This is a genomic window from Streptomyces sp. Y20, assembly GCF_043195475.1.
Classification (GTDB): Bacteria; Actinomycetota; Actinomycetes; order Streptomycetales; family Streptomycetaceae; genus Streptomyces.
In genome coordinates this window covers 111,179-129,116 of the sequence record NZ_JBIDDP010000003.1, presented here as the reverse complement: position 1 = coordinate 129,116, position 17,938 = coordinate 111,179, and the positions used below count along the sequence as shown (strand labels likewise).

Here is a 17,938-nt window from a genome sequence, read left to right as displayed (position 1 = left end):
CGGGGGTACCTACAATCCGTCCACATCTTGAGCTCAGCCCAAGCGTCAAGGAGGACGAATGGCGGGGCTTTCCACCTCACATCAGTTGGGTCACCCGACAGCCCTCGCGGCTGCGGTCCTGACCGACGACAACCGGATCCTCGTGGCCGTCATCGCGGCGGTCGCCCTGGCCGCGCTGGTGGTCGCAGGGATCCTGGTGCGCCAGGTGCTGGCAGCGGGCGAGGGCACCGGCAGCATGAAACGGATCGCCGAGGCGGTCCAGGAAGGCGCCAAGGCGTATCTCGCCCGGCAGTTGCGCACGCTCGGCGTATTCGCCGTCGTCGTCTTCTTCCTGCTCATGCTGCTGCCCGCGGACGACTGGAATCAGCGGGCCGGACGCTCGGTGTTCTTCCTGATCGGAGCGGTTTTCTCGGCGACCACGGGATATATCGGCATGTGGCTCGCCGTACGCAGCAATGTGCGGGTCGCCGCGGCGGCCCGGGAAGCCACCCCGGCGGAAGGGGAACCGGAAAAGGATCTCACCACCGTCTCGCACACCGCGATGAAGATCGCATTTCGTACCGGCGGTGTCGTCGGCATGTTCACGGTGGGGCTCGGCCTGCTGGGCGCCTCCTGTGTGGTGCTGGTGTACGCGGCCGACGCGCCGAAGGTGCTGGAGGGCTTCGGCCTCGGCGCCGCTCTGATCGCGATGTTCATGCGTGTGGGCGGCGGCATCTTCACCAAGGCCGCCGACGTCGGCGCCGACCTGGTCGGCAAGGTCGAGCAGGGCATTCCGGAGGACGATCCGCGCAATGCCGCGACCATCGCCGACAACGTGGGCGACAACGTCGGCGACTGCGCGGGCATGGCGGCCGACCTTTTCGAGTCGTACGCCGTCACCCTGGTGGCCGCGCTGATCCTCGGCAAGGCCGCCTTCGGCGACTCCGGACTGGCCTTCCCGCTGCTCGTGCCGGCCATCGGGGTACTCACGGCAATGGTCGGCATCTTCGCGGTCGCCCCGCGGCGCGCCGACCGCAGCGGCATGACGGCGATCAACCGCGGCTTCTTCATCTCCGCGGTGATCTCGCTCGTGCTGGTGGCGGTCGCCGTCTTCGTCTACCTGCCGGGGAGGTACGCCGACCTGGACGGCGTCACCGACGCGGCGATCAGGGGCAAGAGCGGCGATCCACGGATCCTCGCGCTGGTCGCCGTGGCCATCGGCATCCTGCTCGCCGCCGTGATCCAGCAGCTGACCGGCTACTTCACCGAGACCAACCGCCGCCCGGTGCGGGACATCGGCAAGACCTCCCTCACCGGGCCGGCCACCGTCATCCTGTCCGGTATCTCGCTGGGGCTGGAATCGGCCGTCTACACCGCGCTGCTCATCGGCCTCAGTGTGTACGGGGCGTTCCTGCTCGGCGGTACGTCGATCATGCTGGCGCTGTTCGCGGTGGCACTGGCCGGCACCGGTCTGCTCACCACGGTCGGCGTGATCGTCGCCATGGACACGTTCGGGCCGGTCTCCGACAACGCGCAGGGCATCGCCGAGATGTCCGGCGACGTCCAGGGTGCGGGCGCGCAGGTGCTCACCAACCTGGACGCGGTCGGCAACACCACCAAGGCCATCACCAAGGGCATCGCCATCGCCACCGCCGTCCTCGCCGCGTCGGCGCTGTTCGGGTCGTACCGCGACGCGATCACCACCAACGTGCGGGACGTCGGCGCGACGCTCAGCGGGCCGGGTTCGCCGCTGACCCTGTCGATGGACATCTCCCAGCCCAACAACCTCGTCGGCCTCATCGCGGGCGCCGCGGTCGTCTTCCTCTTCTCCGGGCTGGCCATCAACGCGGTGTCGCGGTCGGCGGGTTCGGTGGTGTTCGAGGTACGGCGGCAGTTCCGCGAACACCCCGGGATCATGGACTACACCGAGAAACCCGAGTACGGACGGGTCGTCGACATCTGTACCAAGGACGCGCTGCGGGAACTGGCCACACCAGGTCTGCTCGCCGTCATGGCGCCGATCTTCATCGGGTTCACGCTGGGCGTCGGCGCGCTCGGCTCCTACCTCGCCGGCGCGATCGGCGCGGGCACGCTGATGGCGGTGTTCCTGGCCAACTCCGGCGGCGCCTGGGACAACGCCAAGAAACTGGTGGAGGACGGCCACCACGGCGGCAAGGGAAGCGACGCCCACGCGGCCACGGTGATCGGCGACACGGTCGGTGACCCCTTCAAGGACACCGCCGGCCCGGCGATCAACCCCCTGCTGAAGGTCATGAACCTGGTGTCGCTGCTCATCGCACCGGCCGTGATCAGGTTCTCCTACGGCGACGACAGGAACCTGGGTGTGCGGATCGGGGTCGCGGTCCTCGCACTGCTGGTGATCGTCGTCGCGGTCTCCATCTCCAAGCGGCGCGGGATCGCCGTCGGCGACGAGGAGGACGCCGGGCGGGCCGCCAACTCACCGGACGCGGCGGTGGTCTCGTAGTCCTGCCGGCGAGGCCTGGTCAACCTGCGGGCGGGTGGCGCGTGCTGACGCGCCGCCCGCCCGCTTCCTGTGCGCCCGCGTACGCGTTGCCCGGCCGTCTTCCCTTGTGCGCCCGCGTACGCCGTGAGCCTTCTCTCCCTGGGGCGAATAGTCACAAAAGCCTACGTAGGGTCTGTTCGGCTGAGGGGGGTTCGCCGTCCGCCGTGTAGATTCCGGGGGCCGAGAGCCATGGAAGGGACCGATCCGGTGAACAAGAAGCTCGCGGCCGCGCTGTCCGGCGGTGCGGTACTGGTAGGGGCGCTGTCGGGTTGCAGCAGCGGCGGCGGTGACAAGGGGCCCGATCCGAAGCTGGTCGCCTGGGCCAAGAAGGTGTGTGACGCGGTACCCCCGCAGGACGCGAAGATCAGGTCGGCCAACGCGTCGATCGCGTCCATCGCCACGGACAGCAACCTCCCGCCGAAGAGCGCCCAGAAGACCTACGCACAGGCTTTCCAGGACCTGGCCGACGGCTACAAGGCCCTCGCCGACGCCCTCGGTCACGCCGGAGCGCCGCCCGGGATCGACGACGGCGTCAAGCGGCAGCAGGACGCCGCCAGGAACCTGGCCGGCCTCTCCTCGTCCTACGTCGACCTGAAGAAGAAGGTCGACGGGCTCGACACCAAGGACCAGGGCAAGTTCGCCAAGGGCCTCAAGGACGTCGCCGCCGCCCAGGCGGAAGACGTCGGCAAGCAGAGCAACAGCGGCACTCAGGCGCTGAAGCGGCTGGAGCAGGGCGACGTCAAGGCGGCGATGGCCGAGCAGCCCAGCTGCAAGGTCCCTTCGGCGTCCGGGACGGCCAAGGCGACGCCGAAGGGGACGGCCGGCTGACGCCGGGGGCGGGTCCGCGCGCGGACGGCCCGGACAGCCGCCCCGGGCCACAATGGGGACGTGACTGACTCCGGACTCGCTCCCCTGCCCGCTTCCGACCGGCCCGACATCGCCGCGCGCCTGCGGGACGCCCTGCTGGCCGCCTCCTTCACCGCCGACGGGCTGCTCGACCTGCTCGGCGCCCCCGCCTACGCGGCGCTGGCCCGCAGCGAGACCGTGCCCGCACTCAGGGCGACCCGCGGCGACACGCCGCTGGAGACGCTCGTACGGCTCTTCCTGCTCCAGCAGCCGGTGCCCCACGCGCGCGCGGCGGCGATCCTGCCGGCCGGCGAGGCGCTGGAAGCCGGGTGGCTCACCCGCGCGGGCGGCGACGAGGTGGCCGCCACCGTCGACGTACGGCCGTACGGCGGCCCCGATGGCGAGGACTGGTTCATCGTCTCCGACCTGGGGTGCGCGGTGGGCGGCGCCGGTGGCATCGGGCAGCGCGGCGAGGGGGTCGTCCTGGGCGTCGGCGGCGCCTCCACGACCCTCGCCGGCATCACGGTCCGCATGCCGGTCGCCTCCGCACTGGACCTCGGCACCGGTTCCGGCATCCAGGCGCTGCACGCCGCCCGACACGCCACGCGCGTGACGGCGACCGACCTCAACCCGCGCGCGCTGCACACCACGGCGCTCACGCTGGCGCTCTCCGGGGCGCCCGCCGCCGACCTCCGCGAGGGTTCGCTGTTCGCGCCGGTCCGGGAAGACGAGAAGTTCGACCTGATCGTGTCCAACCCGCCGTTCGTCATCTCCCCCGGGGCCCGGCTGACGTACCGGGACGGTGGCATGGGCGGGGACGATCTGTGCCGCTCGCTCGTTCAGCAGGCGGGGGAACGGCTGACCGAGGGCGGGTTCGCGCAGTTCCTCGCGAACTGGCAGCACGTGGCGGGGGAGGACTGGCAGGACAGGCTCAGGTCGTGGGTGCCGCGCGGGTGCGACGCCTGGATCGTGCAGCGCGAGGTGCAGGACATCACGCAGTACGCCGAGCTGTGGCTGCGGGACGCGGGTGATCATCGGGTGGACCCGGTGGAGTACCAGGCGCGGTACGACGCCTGGCTCGACGAGTTCGAGGCGCGCAAGGTCAGGGCGGTCGGCTTCGGCTGGATCACCCTGCGCCGCACCGGGGCCGCCGAGCCCTCGGTCACCGTGGAGGAGTGGCCGCACCCGGTCGAGCAGCCCCTCGGCGAGGCGATCCGGGCGCACTTCGAGCGCCTCGACTACCTCCGGGCGCACGATGACGCGGCGCTGCTGGACAGCCGCTTCCGCCTCGCCGCGGAGGTGGTCCAGGAGCAGGTCGGGCTGCCCGGTGCCGAGGACCCGGAGCATGTGGTGCTGCGCCAGCACCGCGGGATGCGCCGGGCGACCAAGGTGGACACGGTCGGTGCCGGGTTCGCGGGCGTGTGCGACGGAACCCTGAGTGCCGGCCGCATCCTGGACGCCATCGCCCAGCTCGTCGACGAGGACCCGGTCGTGCTCCGCGACCGGACACCGGCGCAGATCCGGCTGCTGGTGGAGCAGGGCTTCCTGGACCCGGTGCGCTGAGCGGGCGCACGCGGGGAGCCCGGCGGGCGCGCGCTCAGCGCACCGTGGGGCTCGGAGCGCCGTGAGCGGCGGGCGCGCGACGCGGAACGAAGGGCCCCGGCGGGCCCGCGGCCGTACGGACCGGCCCGCGCAGTCGTAGGCGCCGGCGGCGCACTTTCTGACCGGCGCCCGCATCGTCTTATGCCCGCGGCACAGGCCCGGCGGAGGTGCCGCAGGGAGGGGAAGCGGCCCGTGACGGGAAAAAGGCCGGAAAAATAGGGTGCCGGGTTCCGGGCGACGTGTCCGAACGCACATCCGGCGGCTCGTGGGCCGTCCGTTCACCCCCGCGACTCCTGTCCGTCGTCCGCGCGTGCCACCCTCCCGGCGCCGGGCACGGGCGGGTGGCGCACAGGAGGTGGGCGGGGCATGGAGAGCGGACCGGCGATCTTCGCCGGAGTGGTGTTCGCCCTGTTCGGAGCGGGTCTGCTGGCCTGGACCGGAGCCCGTCTGCGGGATCGCGAGCCGGTGGCCGAGGGTGTGAGCCGGGTCGCGTCGGCCACCGTCGCGATCATGGGAGGGACGGTATCCCTGGCCCTCGGTGTGTACTGCCTGGCCCGCCTCTGACCCCGGGCGGCACCATGCCCGCCGGGTAAGGGGAGCGTCACGCTCCGGACAGGGGGCGGGATTTGCCGGACAGTCCGGGCGGCAGGAATGGCGGTAGTCGGGTTACCGTTCGAGTGGCCGTTGTGGGCTTTTCCCGTTTGACACGGGGGCGGGATGTAGCGTCACACTCCGCAGCGTCACACGACCAGCAGTACGCCGTGCCCCCGGGACCAAGGCCTGGGGAGGCCCCAGCGTCGACCGGAGAGAAGAGCGAAGTTGTCCCCGACCAGCGAGACCGCACAGGGCGGCCGCCGACTCGTCATCGTCGAGTCGCCTGCCAAGGCGAAGACGATCAAGGGCTACCTCGGCCCCGGCTACGTCGTCGAAGCGAGCGTCGGGCACATCCGCGACCTCCCCAACGGCGCCGCCGAGGTGCCCGAGAAGTACACCGGGGAGGTCCGCCGCCTCGGTGTGGACGTCGACCATGACTTCCAGCCGATCTATGTCGTCAACGCCGACAAGAAGGCGCAGGTCAAGAAGCTCAAGGACCTGCTGAAGGATTCCGACGAGCTGTTCCTCGCCACCGATGAGGACCGGGAGGGCGAGGCGATCGCCTGGCACCTCCAGGAGGTCCTCAAGCCGAAGATCCCCGTCAAGCGGATGGTCTTCCACGAGATCACCAAGGACGCGATCCGCGAGGCCGTCGCCAACCCGCGCGAGCTCAACCAGAAGCTGGTCGACGCCCAGGAGACCCGCCGCATCCTCGACCGCCTCTACGGCTACGAGGTCTCGCCGGTCCTGTGGAAGAAGGTCATGCCGCGGCTGTCGGCCGGCCGCGTCCAGTCCGTCGCGACCCGCCTCGTGGTCGAGCGGGAACGCGAGCGCATCGCTTTCCGTTCCGCTGAGTACTGGGATCTGACGGGCACCTTCGGGACCGGCCGCGAGGGCGATCCGTCGGACCCGTCGTCGCTGGTCGCACGCCTCCAGACCGTCGACGGCAGGCGGGTCGCGCAGGGCCGCGACTTCGACTCCCTGGGTCAGATCAAGAGCGCGAACACCCTCCACCTCGACGAGGCGAACGCCCGCGCCCTCGCCGCCGCCCTGGAGAACACCCGCTTCTCCGTGCGGTCCGTCGAGTCCAAGCCGTACCGCCGCTCGCCGTACGCCCCGTTCCGTACGACGACGCTCCAGCAGGAGGCGAGCCGCAAGCTCGGTTTCGGTGCGAAGGCGACGATGCAGATCGCGCAGAAGCTGTACGAGAACGGTTACATCACGTACATGCGTACGGACTCCACGACGCTGAGCGACACGGCCATCACCGCCGCTCGCGCGCAGGTCACGCAGCTGTACGGCGCGAACTACCTCCCCCCGCAGCCGCGAACCTACGCCGCGAAGGTGAAGAACGCGCAGGAGGCGCACGAGGCGATCCGTCCGTCGGGTGACCGCTTCCGCACCCCCGCGGAGACCGGCCTCACCGGCGACCAGTTCCGGCTCTACGAACTGATCTGGAAGCGGACCGTCGCCTCCCAGATGAAGGACGCGACCGGCAACAGCGTGACCGTCAAGATCGGCGGTGCCGCCGCCGACGGCCGGGACGTCGAGTTCAGCGCCTCCGGCAAGACGATCACCTTCCACGGCTTCCTGAAGGCCTACGTCGAGGGCGCCGACGACCCGAACGCCGAGCTGGACGACCGCGAGAGCCGGCTGCCGCAGGTCGCCGAGGGCGACGCGCTGTCCGCCGAGCAGATCACGGTCGACGGGCACGCCACCAAGGCCCCGGCCCGCTACACCGAGGCCTCCCTGGTCAAGGAGCTGGAAGAGCGCGAGATCGGCCGCCCGTCGACGTACGCGTCGATCATCGGCACGATCCTCGACCGCGGCTACGTCTTCAAGAAGGGCACGGCCCTCGTGCCGTCCTTCCTGTCCTTCGCCGTGGTCAACCTGCTGGAGAAGCACTTCGGCCGGCTCGTCGACTACGACTTCACCGCCAGGATGGAGGACGACCTCGACCGCATCGCCCGCGGCGAGGCCCAGGCCGTGCCGTGGCTGAAGCGCTTCTACTTCGGCGAGGGCAACGTCACGGCCGCCGCCGCGGACGCGGGCAACGGCGACGGCGACCACCTCGGCGGCCTCAAGGAACTGGTGACCGACCTGGGCGCGATCGACGCGCGCGAGGTGTCGTCGTTCCCGGTGGGCAGCGACATCGTGCTCCGCGTCGGCCGCTACGGCCCGTACATCGAGCGCGGCGAGAAGGACACCGAACAGCACCAGCGTGCCGACATCCCGGACGACCTGGCGCCGGACGAGCTGACCGTCGAGCTGGCGGAGGAACTGCTGGCCAAGCCCAGCGGCGACTTCGAGCTGGGCACCGACCCGGCCACCGGTCACACGATCGTCGCCAAGGACGGCCGGTACGGCCCGTACGTCACGGAGGTCCTCCCCGAGGGCACCCCGAAGACCGGCAAGAACGCGGTCAAGCCGCGCACGGCGTCCCTCTTCAAGTCCATGGCGCTCGACACGGTGACGCTCGAGGACGCGCTGCGGCTGATGTCGCTGCCGCGGATCGTCGGCACCGACGCCGACGGCGTGGAGATCACCGCGCAGAACGGACGCTACGGCCCGTACCTGAAGAAGGGCACGGACTCGCGTTCGCTCCAGGCCGAGGACCAGCTCTTCACGATCACGCTGGAAGAGGCGCAGGCGATCTACGCCCAGCCGAAGCAGCGCGGCCGGGCCGCGGCCAAGCCGCCGCTGAAGGAACTGGGCGAGGACCCGGTCTCCAAGAAGCCGGTCGTGGTCAAGGACGGCCGGTTCGGCCCGTACGTCACCGACGGCGAGACCAACGCGACCCTCCGCTCCGACGACAGCGTCGAGGCCATCACCCCTGAGCGTGGTTTCGAACTGCTCGCCGACAAGCGCGCGAAGGCTCCGGCCAAGAAGACCGTGAAGAAGGCGACGGCGAAGAAGACCGCCCCGGCGAAGAAGACCGCGGTCAAGAAGACGGCCGCGAAGAAGACGACGGCGGCCACGAAGAAGGCGACGGCGAAGAAGACCACCGCCAAGAAGGCGACGGCCTCCAAGGCGGCGGTGTCCGGCGCCGACGACTGACGCCCGGTCCCGACCGGAAACCTCCACTCCGGCTTCGCGTCGCGCACGCCCCGGCATCACTTTGATGTCGGGGCGTGCGCATGCCAGGACAGGCGAGGTGTGGGGTCGGTGGCTGCGGATAGGCTGAACGCATGACGCGAGCCGAGCAGCCAACGGCCCACCCCACAGCACCGGACGACGCCCTGGTCGCAGACTCCCGCGAACGCGCCGTCCGCTCCCTGCTGCGACGACCGCAGCTGAGGCGCCTGTGGAGCGCGCAGCTGGTGAGCGGGGTCGGCGACACCCTCGCCCTTCTCGTACTGGTCGTCCTGGTCCTCCAGGCGGCGATCACCGAGGGCGCCTTCGGCGGAGGCTACCGAGGAGTGGCCTTCGCGGTCGCGATGGTGTTCGCGGCGCGCATCCTCGCCACGCTCCTCTTCGGCGCCGTCCTCCTCGGCCCGCTGACCGCGCTCACCGCCCAGGAGGGCCCCCTCGACCGGCGCTGGACCATGGTCGGAGCCGACGGCGTCCGCGCCGCGCTGCTGATCGTCGCTCCCCTGTGGATCGACTGGACCCCGGACGACGCGCTCGCCGTCCTGCTCGTCACCGCCTTCGTCACCGGCGTCGCCGAGCGGCTGTGGACGGTGTGCCGCGAGAGCGCCGCTCCCGCCCTGCTGCCGGCCCCGCCGCCGGAGGGCGCCACCGTACGGCCGCTCCCGGACCACCTGGACGCCCTGCGCCGCCTGGCGCTGCGGACGACCTTCCTGGCGGTCCCGCTCGCCGCCGCCGCCCTGGTGGTCGCCGGCCTGCTGAACAACCTGCTGGGCACCGGCGTGGCCTGGTTCGACCAGCACCAGGCGGCCCTCGGGTCGTATGTCGCGGCGGGCATGTTCGCCGCCTCCCTGTCCGTGCTGACCGCACTGGAGCTGCCCGGCATCCGCACCCCGCGCGCGCGGTCGCCGCTGGAGGGCCTGCGCCGCCCGCGCACCGGCACCGGCGTCGACAAGGGCCGTACGGGCGCGGTGCCCCTGCTCGTCCCGGCCTGTGCCTCGGTCGCCGGCGCGATCGCGGCGGCCGTCGCGGTGTGCGTGCTGCACGCCAAGGACCTGGGTGGCGGCCCGGTGCTCTACGGCCTGCTGGTGCTGGGCCTGACCGGCGGTGTCGGCGTCGGCATCCGTACGGCCGCCGCGGTGCTGCCCTCGCTCTCCCGCCGTCGCCTGCTGGCCCTCGCCATCGCCGTCACCGGCATCGCCCTGCTGGCCGCCGGACTGGTCCCCGACGTCACGTCGGTGCTGCTGCTCGTCACGCTGGCCGGTGCCGGCGCGGGCGTGGCCGCCAACACCGGGCACACCCTGCTCGACCAGGAGACCGAGGACTACCGCCGGGCGCGCACCACCGAGCACCTGCACGCCGTGGTCCGGGTCTTCATAGCGCTCGGCGCCCTGATCGCGCCCCTGATCGCGGCGCTGATCGGCCCGCACCGGCTGGAGAACGGCAAGTTCGTCTTCGCGCACGGCGGGGCCGCCTTCACCCTGATGCTGGTCGGCGCGCTGCTGCTGCCGGTGGCCGCGCTGGTGCTCGCCAAGGTCGACGACCGGTCCGGCGTACCGCTGCGCCAGGACCTCAAGGACGCGCTGCTGGGCGGCGACGACCCGGTCACGGCACCGGCGGTGACCGGTTTCTTCATCGCCCTGGAGGGCGGTGACGGCGCCGGCAAGTCCACCCAGGCCGAGTCCCTCGCCGAGTGGATCCGCGCCAAGGGCCACGAGGTCGTGCTCACCCGTGAGCCCGGCGCCACGCCGGTCGGCAAGCGACTGCGCTCGATCCTGCTGGACGTGTCCTCGGCGGGCCTGTCGCACCGCGCGGAGGCACTGCTGTACGCCGCCGACCGCGCGGAGCACGTCGACACCGTCGTACGCCCCGCGCTGGAACGCGGCGCGGTGGTGATCTCCGACCGCTACATCGACTCCTCCGTCGCCTACCAGGGCGCCGGACGCGACCTGTCCCCGACCGAGATCGCCCGCATCAACCGCTGGGCCACCGACGGACTCGTCCCGCACCTCACCGTCCTGCTGGACGTCCCCCCGGAGACGGCCCGCGAACGGTTCACCGAGGCGCCGGACCGCCTGGAGTCGGAGCCGGCGGAGTTCCACGCGCGCGTACGGTCCGGTTTCCTGACGCTGGCAGCCTCCGACCCCGGTCGCTACCTGGTCGTGGACGCCGGGCAGGAACCCGAGGCGGTCACCACCGTGATCCGGCATCGGCTGGACGTCGTGCTGCCGCTCTCCGAGGCCGAGATCAAGGCTCGCGAGGAGGCGCGCAGGAAGGCCGAGGAGGAGGCCCGCCGCAAGGCCGAGGAAGAGGCCGCGCGCAAGGCCGAGGAGGAGCGCCTGGAACGCGAGCGCGAGGAACAGCTCGCCAGGCTGCGCGCCGAGGAGGAGGAGCGCAAGCGGCGCGAGCTGGAGGAGGCGCAGCGGCGCGAGGCCGAACGGCAGGCGGAGGAGGCCCGGCAGCGGGCCGAGGAAGCCGCCCGGCGTGCCGAGGAGGAGCGGCAGCGGCTCCTCGCCGAGGAGAAGGCGCGCGCCGAGGCCGAGGCCCGCCGCAGGGCCGAGGAGGAGCGGCGCCGCGAGCAGGCCGAGGAGGAGGCGCGGCGGCGCGCTGAGGAAGAGGCCCGCCAGGCCCGGTTGCGCGCCGAGGAGGAGGCCCGTCGCCTGGAGGCGCAGCGCAAGGCCGAGGAGGCGTTGCTGCGCGCCGAGGAAGCCCGCCGGCAGGCCGCCGAGGCCGCGGCGGCGGCCGACGCGGCGGCCCGCAGGCCCAGCGCACCGCTGCCGGGCACCCCCGCGGCACCGACCGCGCCGGGCGAGGCGATCACGGCCCCCACGCCGGTGGCCTCACCGGGCGCGGACGGCCGGCGCAGGGACGGGCGGCACACGGACGACACCACGGTGCTGCGTCCGGTGCGCGCGGAACGCGGCGGCCCCGCCGCGAACGCGCGGCGGTCCCACGCCGACGCCGAGGTGACCGCCGAGCTGCCGCAGCCCCCGGTGACGCCGGGTGCGGCGGACGAGACAGCCGTACTGCCGCCGGTGTCCGTGGAGGACACGGCCAAGCTGCCGCCCGTGACGGATCCCCGTGCCGCCGACGAGACCGCCGTGCTGCCGCCCGTACGGGAGGACGACCCGGCGGGCCGGGTACCGCCCGGCTTCTTCAGGGACGAACGGCCGGGCCGGCCGCGCCGAGGCGCGGGCCCCGACGGGTCCGAGGCACACACGCGTGAGATGCCCCAGATGGACGCCGACGGCACACCGCGCCGCCGCACGCGCTCCGACTGGGCCGAGGAAACCCCGCTGGACGACCTGCCGACCCTGGCGGACGAGCTGCTGGGTTCCTACGACGAACAGCCGCACGCCGACCAGGGCGGCACCGGCGAGGACCGGAACCGCGGGGGCCGCGGCCGGGGCCCCCGCGGCTGAGCACGCTCGGGGCCGGGTGCGGGGCGGGGACCGGTTCCGCCCGGCACCGGATGGGCGGGGCCGGTACGTCCTCGGCACCGGCTGAGGGGGACCTCGGTTCCTCCTCGGCACCGGCTGAGGGCGGGCCTCGGTTTCTGCCCGGCACCGGATGGGCGGGGCCGGTACGTCCTCGGCACCGGCTGAGGGGGACCTCGGTTCCTCCTCGGCACCGGCTGAGGGCGGGCCTCGGTTTCTGCCCGGCACCGGTCGAAGGCGGAGATCGTTGCCGACGCGAAGCCGAGAAGCAGCACCGGAAGGGCAGGACGCCGGCGATCGAGGGCGCACAAGCCCCTTCCCGGCCTAGTCCGTGGGGGCCGGTTCCGGCAGGGCCCCCGGGTGCGGACCGGGCGCGGCCGGCCGTCGTTCCTCGCGCCTGCCCAGCACCGCGAGGCTCAGGGTGGTGGTGACCGATCCAGCCGCCATCAAGGTCATCGCCGCGCCGGGGGACAGCAGTTGGGCCAGTGTGCCCGCGAGGGCGGCGCCGACGCCCTGGAGGGCGGCCATGCCGGTGGCGTGCAGGCCCAGGGCCTGGCCCGTGAGGTCGTCGGGGGTGAGCGACATCAGGCGTTCCTGGAGGACCAGGCTCGCGGCGAAGCCGACGGAGGCCACGGTGACGGCCACGGCCGACAGCACCACTCCCGGCCGCAGGACGAAGAACAGATACGGAACCGCGAGCAGCAGACGCAGCGGGGTCGCGATACGGCGGCGCTCCGAGGGCGGTACCAGGCGGCCCACCGCCATGTCGCCCACGAACATGCCCAGCGCCCCGCACGCGTACAGCGTGCCGGCGGCTCCGGGGGCGTAGGAGACGTAGAGCGAATCGCTGCCGACCACCAGCCCGTTGGGGACCCACAGCCCCAGATACGTCAGGCGCCGGGGCCGTGAGGACCACAGGAAGGCGTTGGTGCGCCACGTCGCAGAGACGGACGGACGGCCGGCGGAGCGGGGTGGGCGGGCCGTGAGACCCAGGCGGGTGACGAGGGCCGCCAGCAGGTACAGCGCGGCCGCGAGGAACAGGCAGGCCCGTGGGGACAGCAGCGCGAGCAGGGCGCCGCCCGTAGCGAAACCGGCCGTCTGCGTCAGCCCCCAGAGCATGTTGTACACCGAACGGCCGAGGACGTAACCGTCCTTGGTGAGGATCTCGTTCAGCAGTGCGCCGCGCACTCCCCCGCCCAGCGCCGCGACCAGGCCCTGGAGGATCAGGACGGCGAAGACCGCCCGGACCGGCAGACCCGGCAGCGCCAGCACCGTCGTGCCGGCCGCGAAGACGAGGGCGATACCGGACAGGATCGCGCGCGGGGGCAGGCGGTCGGCACCCGAGAGCAGGAAGGTGGTTCCCGCCAACTGCCCCAACTGCGGGCCGAACATGCTTACCGCCGACAGCAACGGGGAGCCGGTGGCCCGCAGCACCAGCGTGCCGAGGGCCAGGCCCCCGATCGTCTGGGCGGCGGCGAAAGCGGCGAAGGAGAGCAGGAACGGGGTGTACTCCGGGGTGCGGAACAGGGTCCGGTAACTGCGCATGCGCCGAAGTCTCGGAGCGGCGCGGGGGCCGTGTGCACTGTTTCGCCGTCACGCGAAAGGTCGTACGTACGCATGGGCTCGTGGCAGGTCGGCACCGACACCCTCGCCCGCAGCAGGTTCGTGCTCTCGCCGTTCGCCGAGACCTTCGCGAGCCTGAGACTGCTGTGCGCGGGGACCGGCGCCCATCCGGGCGAGGAGGCCTGGCTGCGCGCCCACCTGCCCGGCTACCGCGCGCGCCTCGCGGCCGACCCGGTGACCGCGCGGCTCGTGCCGGCGGCACTCGGCACGTCCTGGATCGCCGACTTCTTCTGCCCCACCTCGCGCGTCGGGGAGAGTTTCGATGAGACCGTGGCCCGGGTACGGGCGGCCGGGGCCGGGGAGGCGCGGGCCGACCTCCGCGTGTCCCTCCGGGGCCGGCTCCCGGCCGTCCTGGAGCGGGACGACCTGCCCGAGCGGGCGAGCGCGCTCCTGACCTACGTCTGGGAGGACACCGTACGGCCGTACTGGGAGCGCCGGCGGCGCGTCCTGGAGGCCGACGTCGTCGCGCGGACCGCGCGGGTGAGCCAGGGCGGCTGGGCGGCCGTGCTGGACTCGCTGCGGCCGGGGATGACGCGGTGGCTGGGGGAGAGCCGGTTCCAGGTCAACCGGAACGCGTACCCGCCGCGGGAGATCGCCGCCGGGGCCGAGCTGCTGTTCATGCCGGTCACGCCGAAGACCAGTTGGGTCTCGTGGGAGGGACGGGAGCGGTACGCCGTCGTCTACCCGTGTCTCGGGGTGCTCGCCGACAACCACCGTCGGCGGCCCGTCCCGGCCGGGCTCGGAGCGCTCGTCGGTGCCGCGCGCGCCGGAGTGCTGGCGCTGCTCGGAACCCCCATGAGCACGACCCAGCTGGTCGCCGTGACCGGTCAGGGGCTGGGATCGGTGGGCCGGCATCTGCGGGTCCTGCTGGACGCGGGGCTGGTGGAGCGGCAGCGGGCCGGCCGGTCGGTGCTGTACCTCCGCACAGCGGCGGGGGATGTGCTCATGGAAGCGTCCGCACCCGGTACCGGCGACCGGGAGCCGGGAGCCGGGAGCCGGGACGCCGAGGCGACCGCACCGAACGACACCGGTCCCCGTTGTCAGACCTCGCCCGCACAATGGAGTCCGGAACGTGGAGTGTGACGGAAGGACGGCGTGACCCATGACCGTGTGGGACGACCTCGTCGGGCAGGAGAAGGTGAGCGCGGTGCTGGATGCCGCCGCGCGGGACGCCGATGCCCTCGTCACGGCCGCCGCGGCGGACCAGCCGCCGCCTGAGGCGTCGAAGATGACGCACGCCTGGCTGTTCACGGGCCCGCCCGGCGCGGGCCGCAACCAGGCGGCGCGGGCCTTCGCCGCCGCTCTCCAGTGCGTGAGCCCGGACCGCGCAGTCGGCGGAACCCCCGGCTGCGGTTTCTGCGACGGCTGTCACACCGCGCTGCTCGGCACGCACGCGGATGTGACGACGGTCGCCGCGGTCGGCTCGGAGATCCTGGTCAGGGACATGCGGGACACGGTCCGCAAGTCGTTCACCGCCCCGGCGACCGGCCGCTGGCAGATCATCCTGGTCGAGGACGCCGAGCGGCTGAACGAGAAGTCGGCCAACGCCGTCCTGAAGGCCGTGGAGGAGCCGGCCCCCCGCACGGTATGGCTGCTGTGCGCCCCGTCCGTCGAGGACGTCCTGCCCACCATCCGCTCCCGCTGCCGGCACCTGAATCTGCGGACGCCGACGGTCGACGCGGTCGCCGACATGCTGGTACGCCGCGACGGCATCGACCCGGAGGTCGCTGTCGCCGCCGCCCGCGCCACCCAGGGCCATGTCGACCGGGCCCGCCGCCTCGCCACCGACCCGGCGGCCCGCGAGCGCCGCGCGGCCGTCCTGAAGCTGCCGCTGCGCCTCGACGAGGTCGGCGCGTGCCTCAGGGCCGCGCAGGAGCTGGTCGACGCCGCGGCCGAGGACGCCAAGCAGCTCGCCGAGGAGATGGACGGCAAGGAGACCGAGGAGCTGAAGGCGGCGCTGGGCGCGGCCCAGGGCGGCCGGATGCCGCGGGGCACGGCGGGCGTGATGAAGGACCTCGAGGACATGCAGAAGCGCCGCAGAACGCGTACGCAGCGCGACAGCCTCGACATAGCCCTCGGGGACCTGACGGCCTTCTACCGTGACGTCCTCGCCCTCCAGCTCGGCACCCGCGTGGCGATCGCCAACGCCGACGCCGGGGACGCCCTGGAACGGCTGGCCCGCGCCGGCGCGCCGGAGTCCACCCTGCGCCGTATCGAGGCGATCGCCGCGTGCAGAGAGGCCTTGGACCGCAATGTGTCCCCGCTGCTGGCCGTGGAGGCGATGACCATGGCCCTGCGGGCAGGGTGACGCTTCGTCCCGGCCGCCGAGGGGGACACGGTGGAGGGTGTCCCCCGTACGAGCCACAGTTGGCACAGAACGCACCCGGTCGGTCGCGCACCGTTACGCTCGGCTGATGCACACCAGGCCATCCCCCCACCGGATCCGTGGCATCCGTACCCGGACGACGGCCCGTCTCACGGCCACGCTCGTCACGGCCGCCGCCCTGCTCATGTCCGCCTGCTCACCGGGGACTTCCAGTACGGCGAGAGGCGCGACGGTGGACGCGGCGCTCGCCGCGCTGCCGCGTTCGACGCCGTCGGCGCTGACGTCGTACTACAGCCAGCGGCTGCGATGGCACGACTGCGGAGCACCCGGCTTCCAGTGCGCCACGATGAAGGCCCCGCTGGACTACGCCGCACCGGGCGCGGGTTCCGTCCGGCTCGCCGTCGCGCGCAAGAAGGCCACCGGGAAGGGCAAGCCGCTCGGGTCGCTGCTGGTCAACCCGGGTGGTCCGGGCGGCTCGGCGGTCGGCTACCTCCAGCAGTACGCCGGCATCGGCTACCCGGCCCGGGTCCGGGCCCGTTACGACATGGTCGCGGTGGACCCCCGGGGTGTCGCCCGCAGTGAGCCCGTCCACTGCCTCGACGGGCAGCGGATGGACGCGTACACGCAGACCGACATCACCCCCGACGACCAGCGGGAGCGCAGCGCGCTGGTCACCGCGGACCGCGAGTTCGCCGAGAGCTGCGGGGCCCACTCGGCGAAGCTGCTGCGGCACGTCTCCACCGTGGAGACGGCCCGTGACATGGACATCCTGCGGGCGGTGCTCGGCGACCGGAAACTGAACTACGTAGGAGCGTCGTACGGCACGTTCCTCGGGGCGACGTACGCCGGGCTGTTCCCGGCGCGGGTCGGCCGGATGGTGCTCGACGGGGCCATGGACCCGTCCCTGGACGCCCGCAGGCTGAACCTGGACCAGACCGCGGGCTTCGAGACGGCGTTCCAGGCGTTCGCGAAGGACTGCGTACGGCGCTCCGGCTGCCCGCTCGGCGGGAAGGGAACGACACCCGCACAGGCCGGTGGCCACCTGCGGGCGTTCTTCCGCAAGCTGGACGCCCACCCCGTGCCCGCCGGCGACGCGGACGGCCGCAGGCTGGGAGAGGCGCTGGCCACCACCGGGGTGATCGCGTCGATGTACGACGAGGGGTCCTGGGCGCAGCTGCGCGAGGCGCTGACCTCGGCGATGCGGCACAACGACGGCGCGGCACTGCTGGCCCTCTCCGACAGCTACTACGAGCGGGACGCGAACGGCCACTACAGCAACCTGATGATGGCCAACGCCGCCGTGAACTGCCTCGACCTGCCGCCGGCCTTCACCGGCCCGGAACAGGCGGAGAAGGCGCTGCCCGCGTTCGAGAAGGCGTCCCCGGTCTTCGGCCCGGGTCTGGCCTGGGCGTCGCTGAACTGCTCGTACTGGCCGGTGAAGGCGACGGGCGAGCCGCACCGCATCGAGGCGAGGGGCGCGGCGCCGATCCTGGTGGTCGGCACGGTCCGCGACCCGGCGACCCCGTACCGCTGGGCGCGGTCCCTGGCCCGCCAGCTCTCCTCAGGCCGCCTCCTCACCTACGACGGCGACGGCCACACCGCCTACGGCCGCGGCAGCGCCTGCATCGACTCGGCGATCAACACCTACCTCCTCCACGGCACCCCGCCGCCCCCCGGCAAACGCTGCGCCTAGCCCGCCCCGCCCGCCCGGCCCGCCCCGGAACCACCCCCTCCGGGGCAGGTGCGAAGCACCCCGCGAAACTGTGTAGACTTACCGTCGTTGCTGATCGCACCATGGTGCGGACAGCGCGCCGCTTTAGCTCAGATGGCCAGAGCAACGCACTCGTAATGCGTAGGTCTCGGGTTCGAATCCCGAAAGCGGCTCTTTCTAGGCCCAGCCCAGACACTGTCTGAGCTGGG

At 72.6% G+C, this 17,938-nt stretch carries 10 protein-coding genes and 1 tRNA gene; 10 read left to right on the top strand and 1 reads right to left on the bottom strand.

Annotated elements, in window-relative coordinates:
- Window positions 1-58 precede the first annotated feature (58 nt).
- From ACGFT1_RS08885 to tmk, 6 genes are all read left to right on the top strand, one after another.
- A complete protein-coding gene (locus ACGFT1_RS08885) occupies window positions 59-2,464 on the top strand; it encodes a sodium-translocating pyrophosphatase (protein WP_373908352.1) in 2,406 nt (801 codons plus the stop codon).
- Window positions 2,465-2,710: 246 nt separating this feature from the next.
- Complete coding sequence (locus ACGFT1_RS08880; RefSeq protein WP_373908351.1) at window positions 2,711-3,331, top strand: small secreted protein; 621 nt, start codon at window positions 2,711-2,713, stop codon at window positions 3,329-3,331.
- Window positions 3,332-3,391: 60 nt separating this feature from the next.
- The gene (locus ACGFT1_RS08875) at window positions 3,392-4,912 is read left to right on the top strand and encodes a methyltransferase (RefSeq protein WP_373908350.1); all 1,521 of its coding nucleotides are present in this window, start codon (window positions 3,392-3,394) and stop codon (window positions 4,910-4,912) included.
- Window positions 4,913-5,317: 405 nt separating this feature from the next.
- A complete protein-coding gene (locus ACGFT1_RS08870) occupies window positions 5,318-5,515 on the top strand; it encodes a hypothetical protein (protein WP_373908349.1) in 198 nt (65 codons plus the stop codon).
- 255 nt (window positions 5,516-5,770) lie between these two features.
- Entirely contained in the window at window positions 5,771-8,602 is a 2,832-nt protein-coding gene (topA, locus tag ACGFT1_RS08865) for a type I DNA topoisomerase (RefSeq protein ID WP_373908348.1), read from the top strand.
- Window positions 8,603-8,733: 131 nt separating this feature from the next.
- Window positions 8,734-12,054 (top strand): dTMP kinase, encoded by a 3,321-nt coding sequence (gene tmk / locus ACGFT1_RS08860; protein ID WP_373908347.1) that lies wholly within the window; start codon window positions 8,734-8,736, stop codon window positions 12,052-12,054.
- Window positions 12,055-12,393: 339 nt separating this feature from the next.
- On the opposite strand, the gene ACGFT1_RS08855 is transcribed toward tmk, so the two are convergent.
- On the bottom strand, window positions 12,394-13,614 hold the full coding sequence (locus tag ACGFT1_RS08855; RefSeq protein WP_373908346.1) for an MFS transporter: 1,221 nt from the start codon (window positions 13,612-13,614) through the stop codon (window positions 12,394-12,396).
- Window positions 13,615-13,686: 72 nt separating this feature from the next.
- Here ACGFT1_RS08855 and ACGFT1_RS08850 point away from each other — a divergent pair, with 72 nt between their 5' ends.
- From ACGFT1_RS08850 to ACGFT1_RS08835, 4 genes are all read left to right on the top strand, one after another.
- Window positions 13,687-14,775, top strand: coding sequence for an ArsR/SmtB family transcription factor (locus ACGFT1_RS08850; protein WP_373908345.1), 1,089 nt, complete (start codon window positions 13,687-13,689; stop codon window positions 14,773-14,775).
- Between the two features lie 19 nt (window positions 14,776-14,794).
- Window positions 14,795-16,000 carry a DNA polymerase III subunit delta' gene (locus ACGFT1_RS08845; RefSeq protein ID WP_373908344.1) on the top strand — a complete coding sequence of 402 codons (1,206 nt, stop codon included), beginning with the start codon at window positions 14,795-14,797 and terminating at the stop codon, window positions 15,998-16,000.
- A 106-nt stretch (window positions 16,001-16,106) separates the two neighbouring features.
- Window positions 16,107-17,711 carry an alpha/beta hydrolase gene (locus ACGFT1_RS08840; protein ID WP_373908343.1) on the top strand — a complete coding sequence of 535 codons (1,605 nt, stop codon included), beginning with the start codon at window positions 16,107-16,109 and terminating at the stop codon, window positions 17,709-17,711.
- Between the two features lie 117 nt (window positions 17,712-17,828).
- Window positions 17,829-17,902: transfer RNA gene (locus ACGFT1_RS08835), tRNA-Thr, on the top strand.
- Window positions 17,903-17,938: the final 36 nt, after the last annotated feature.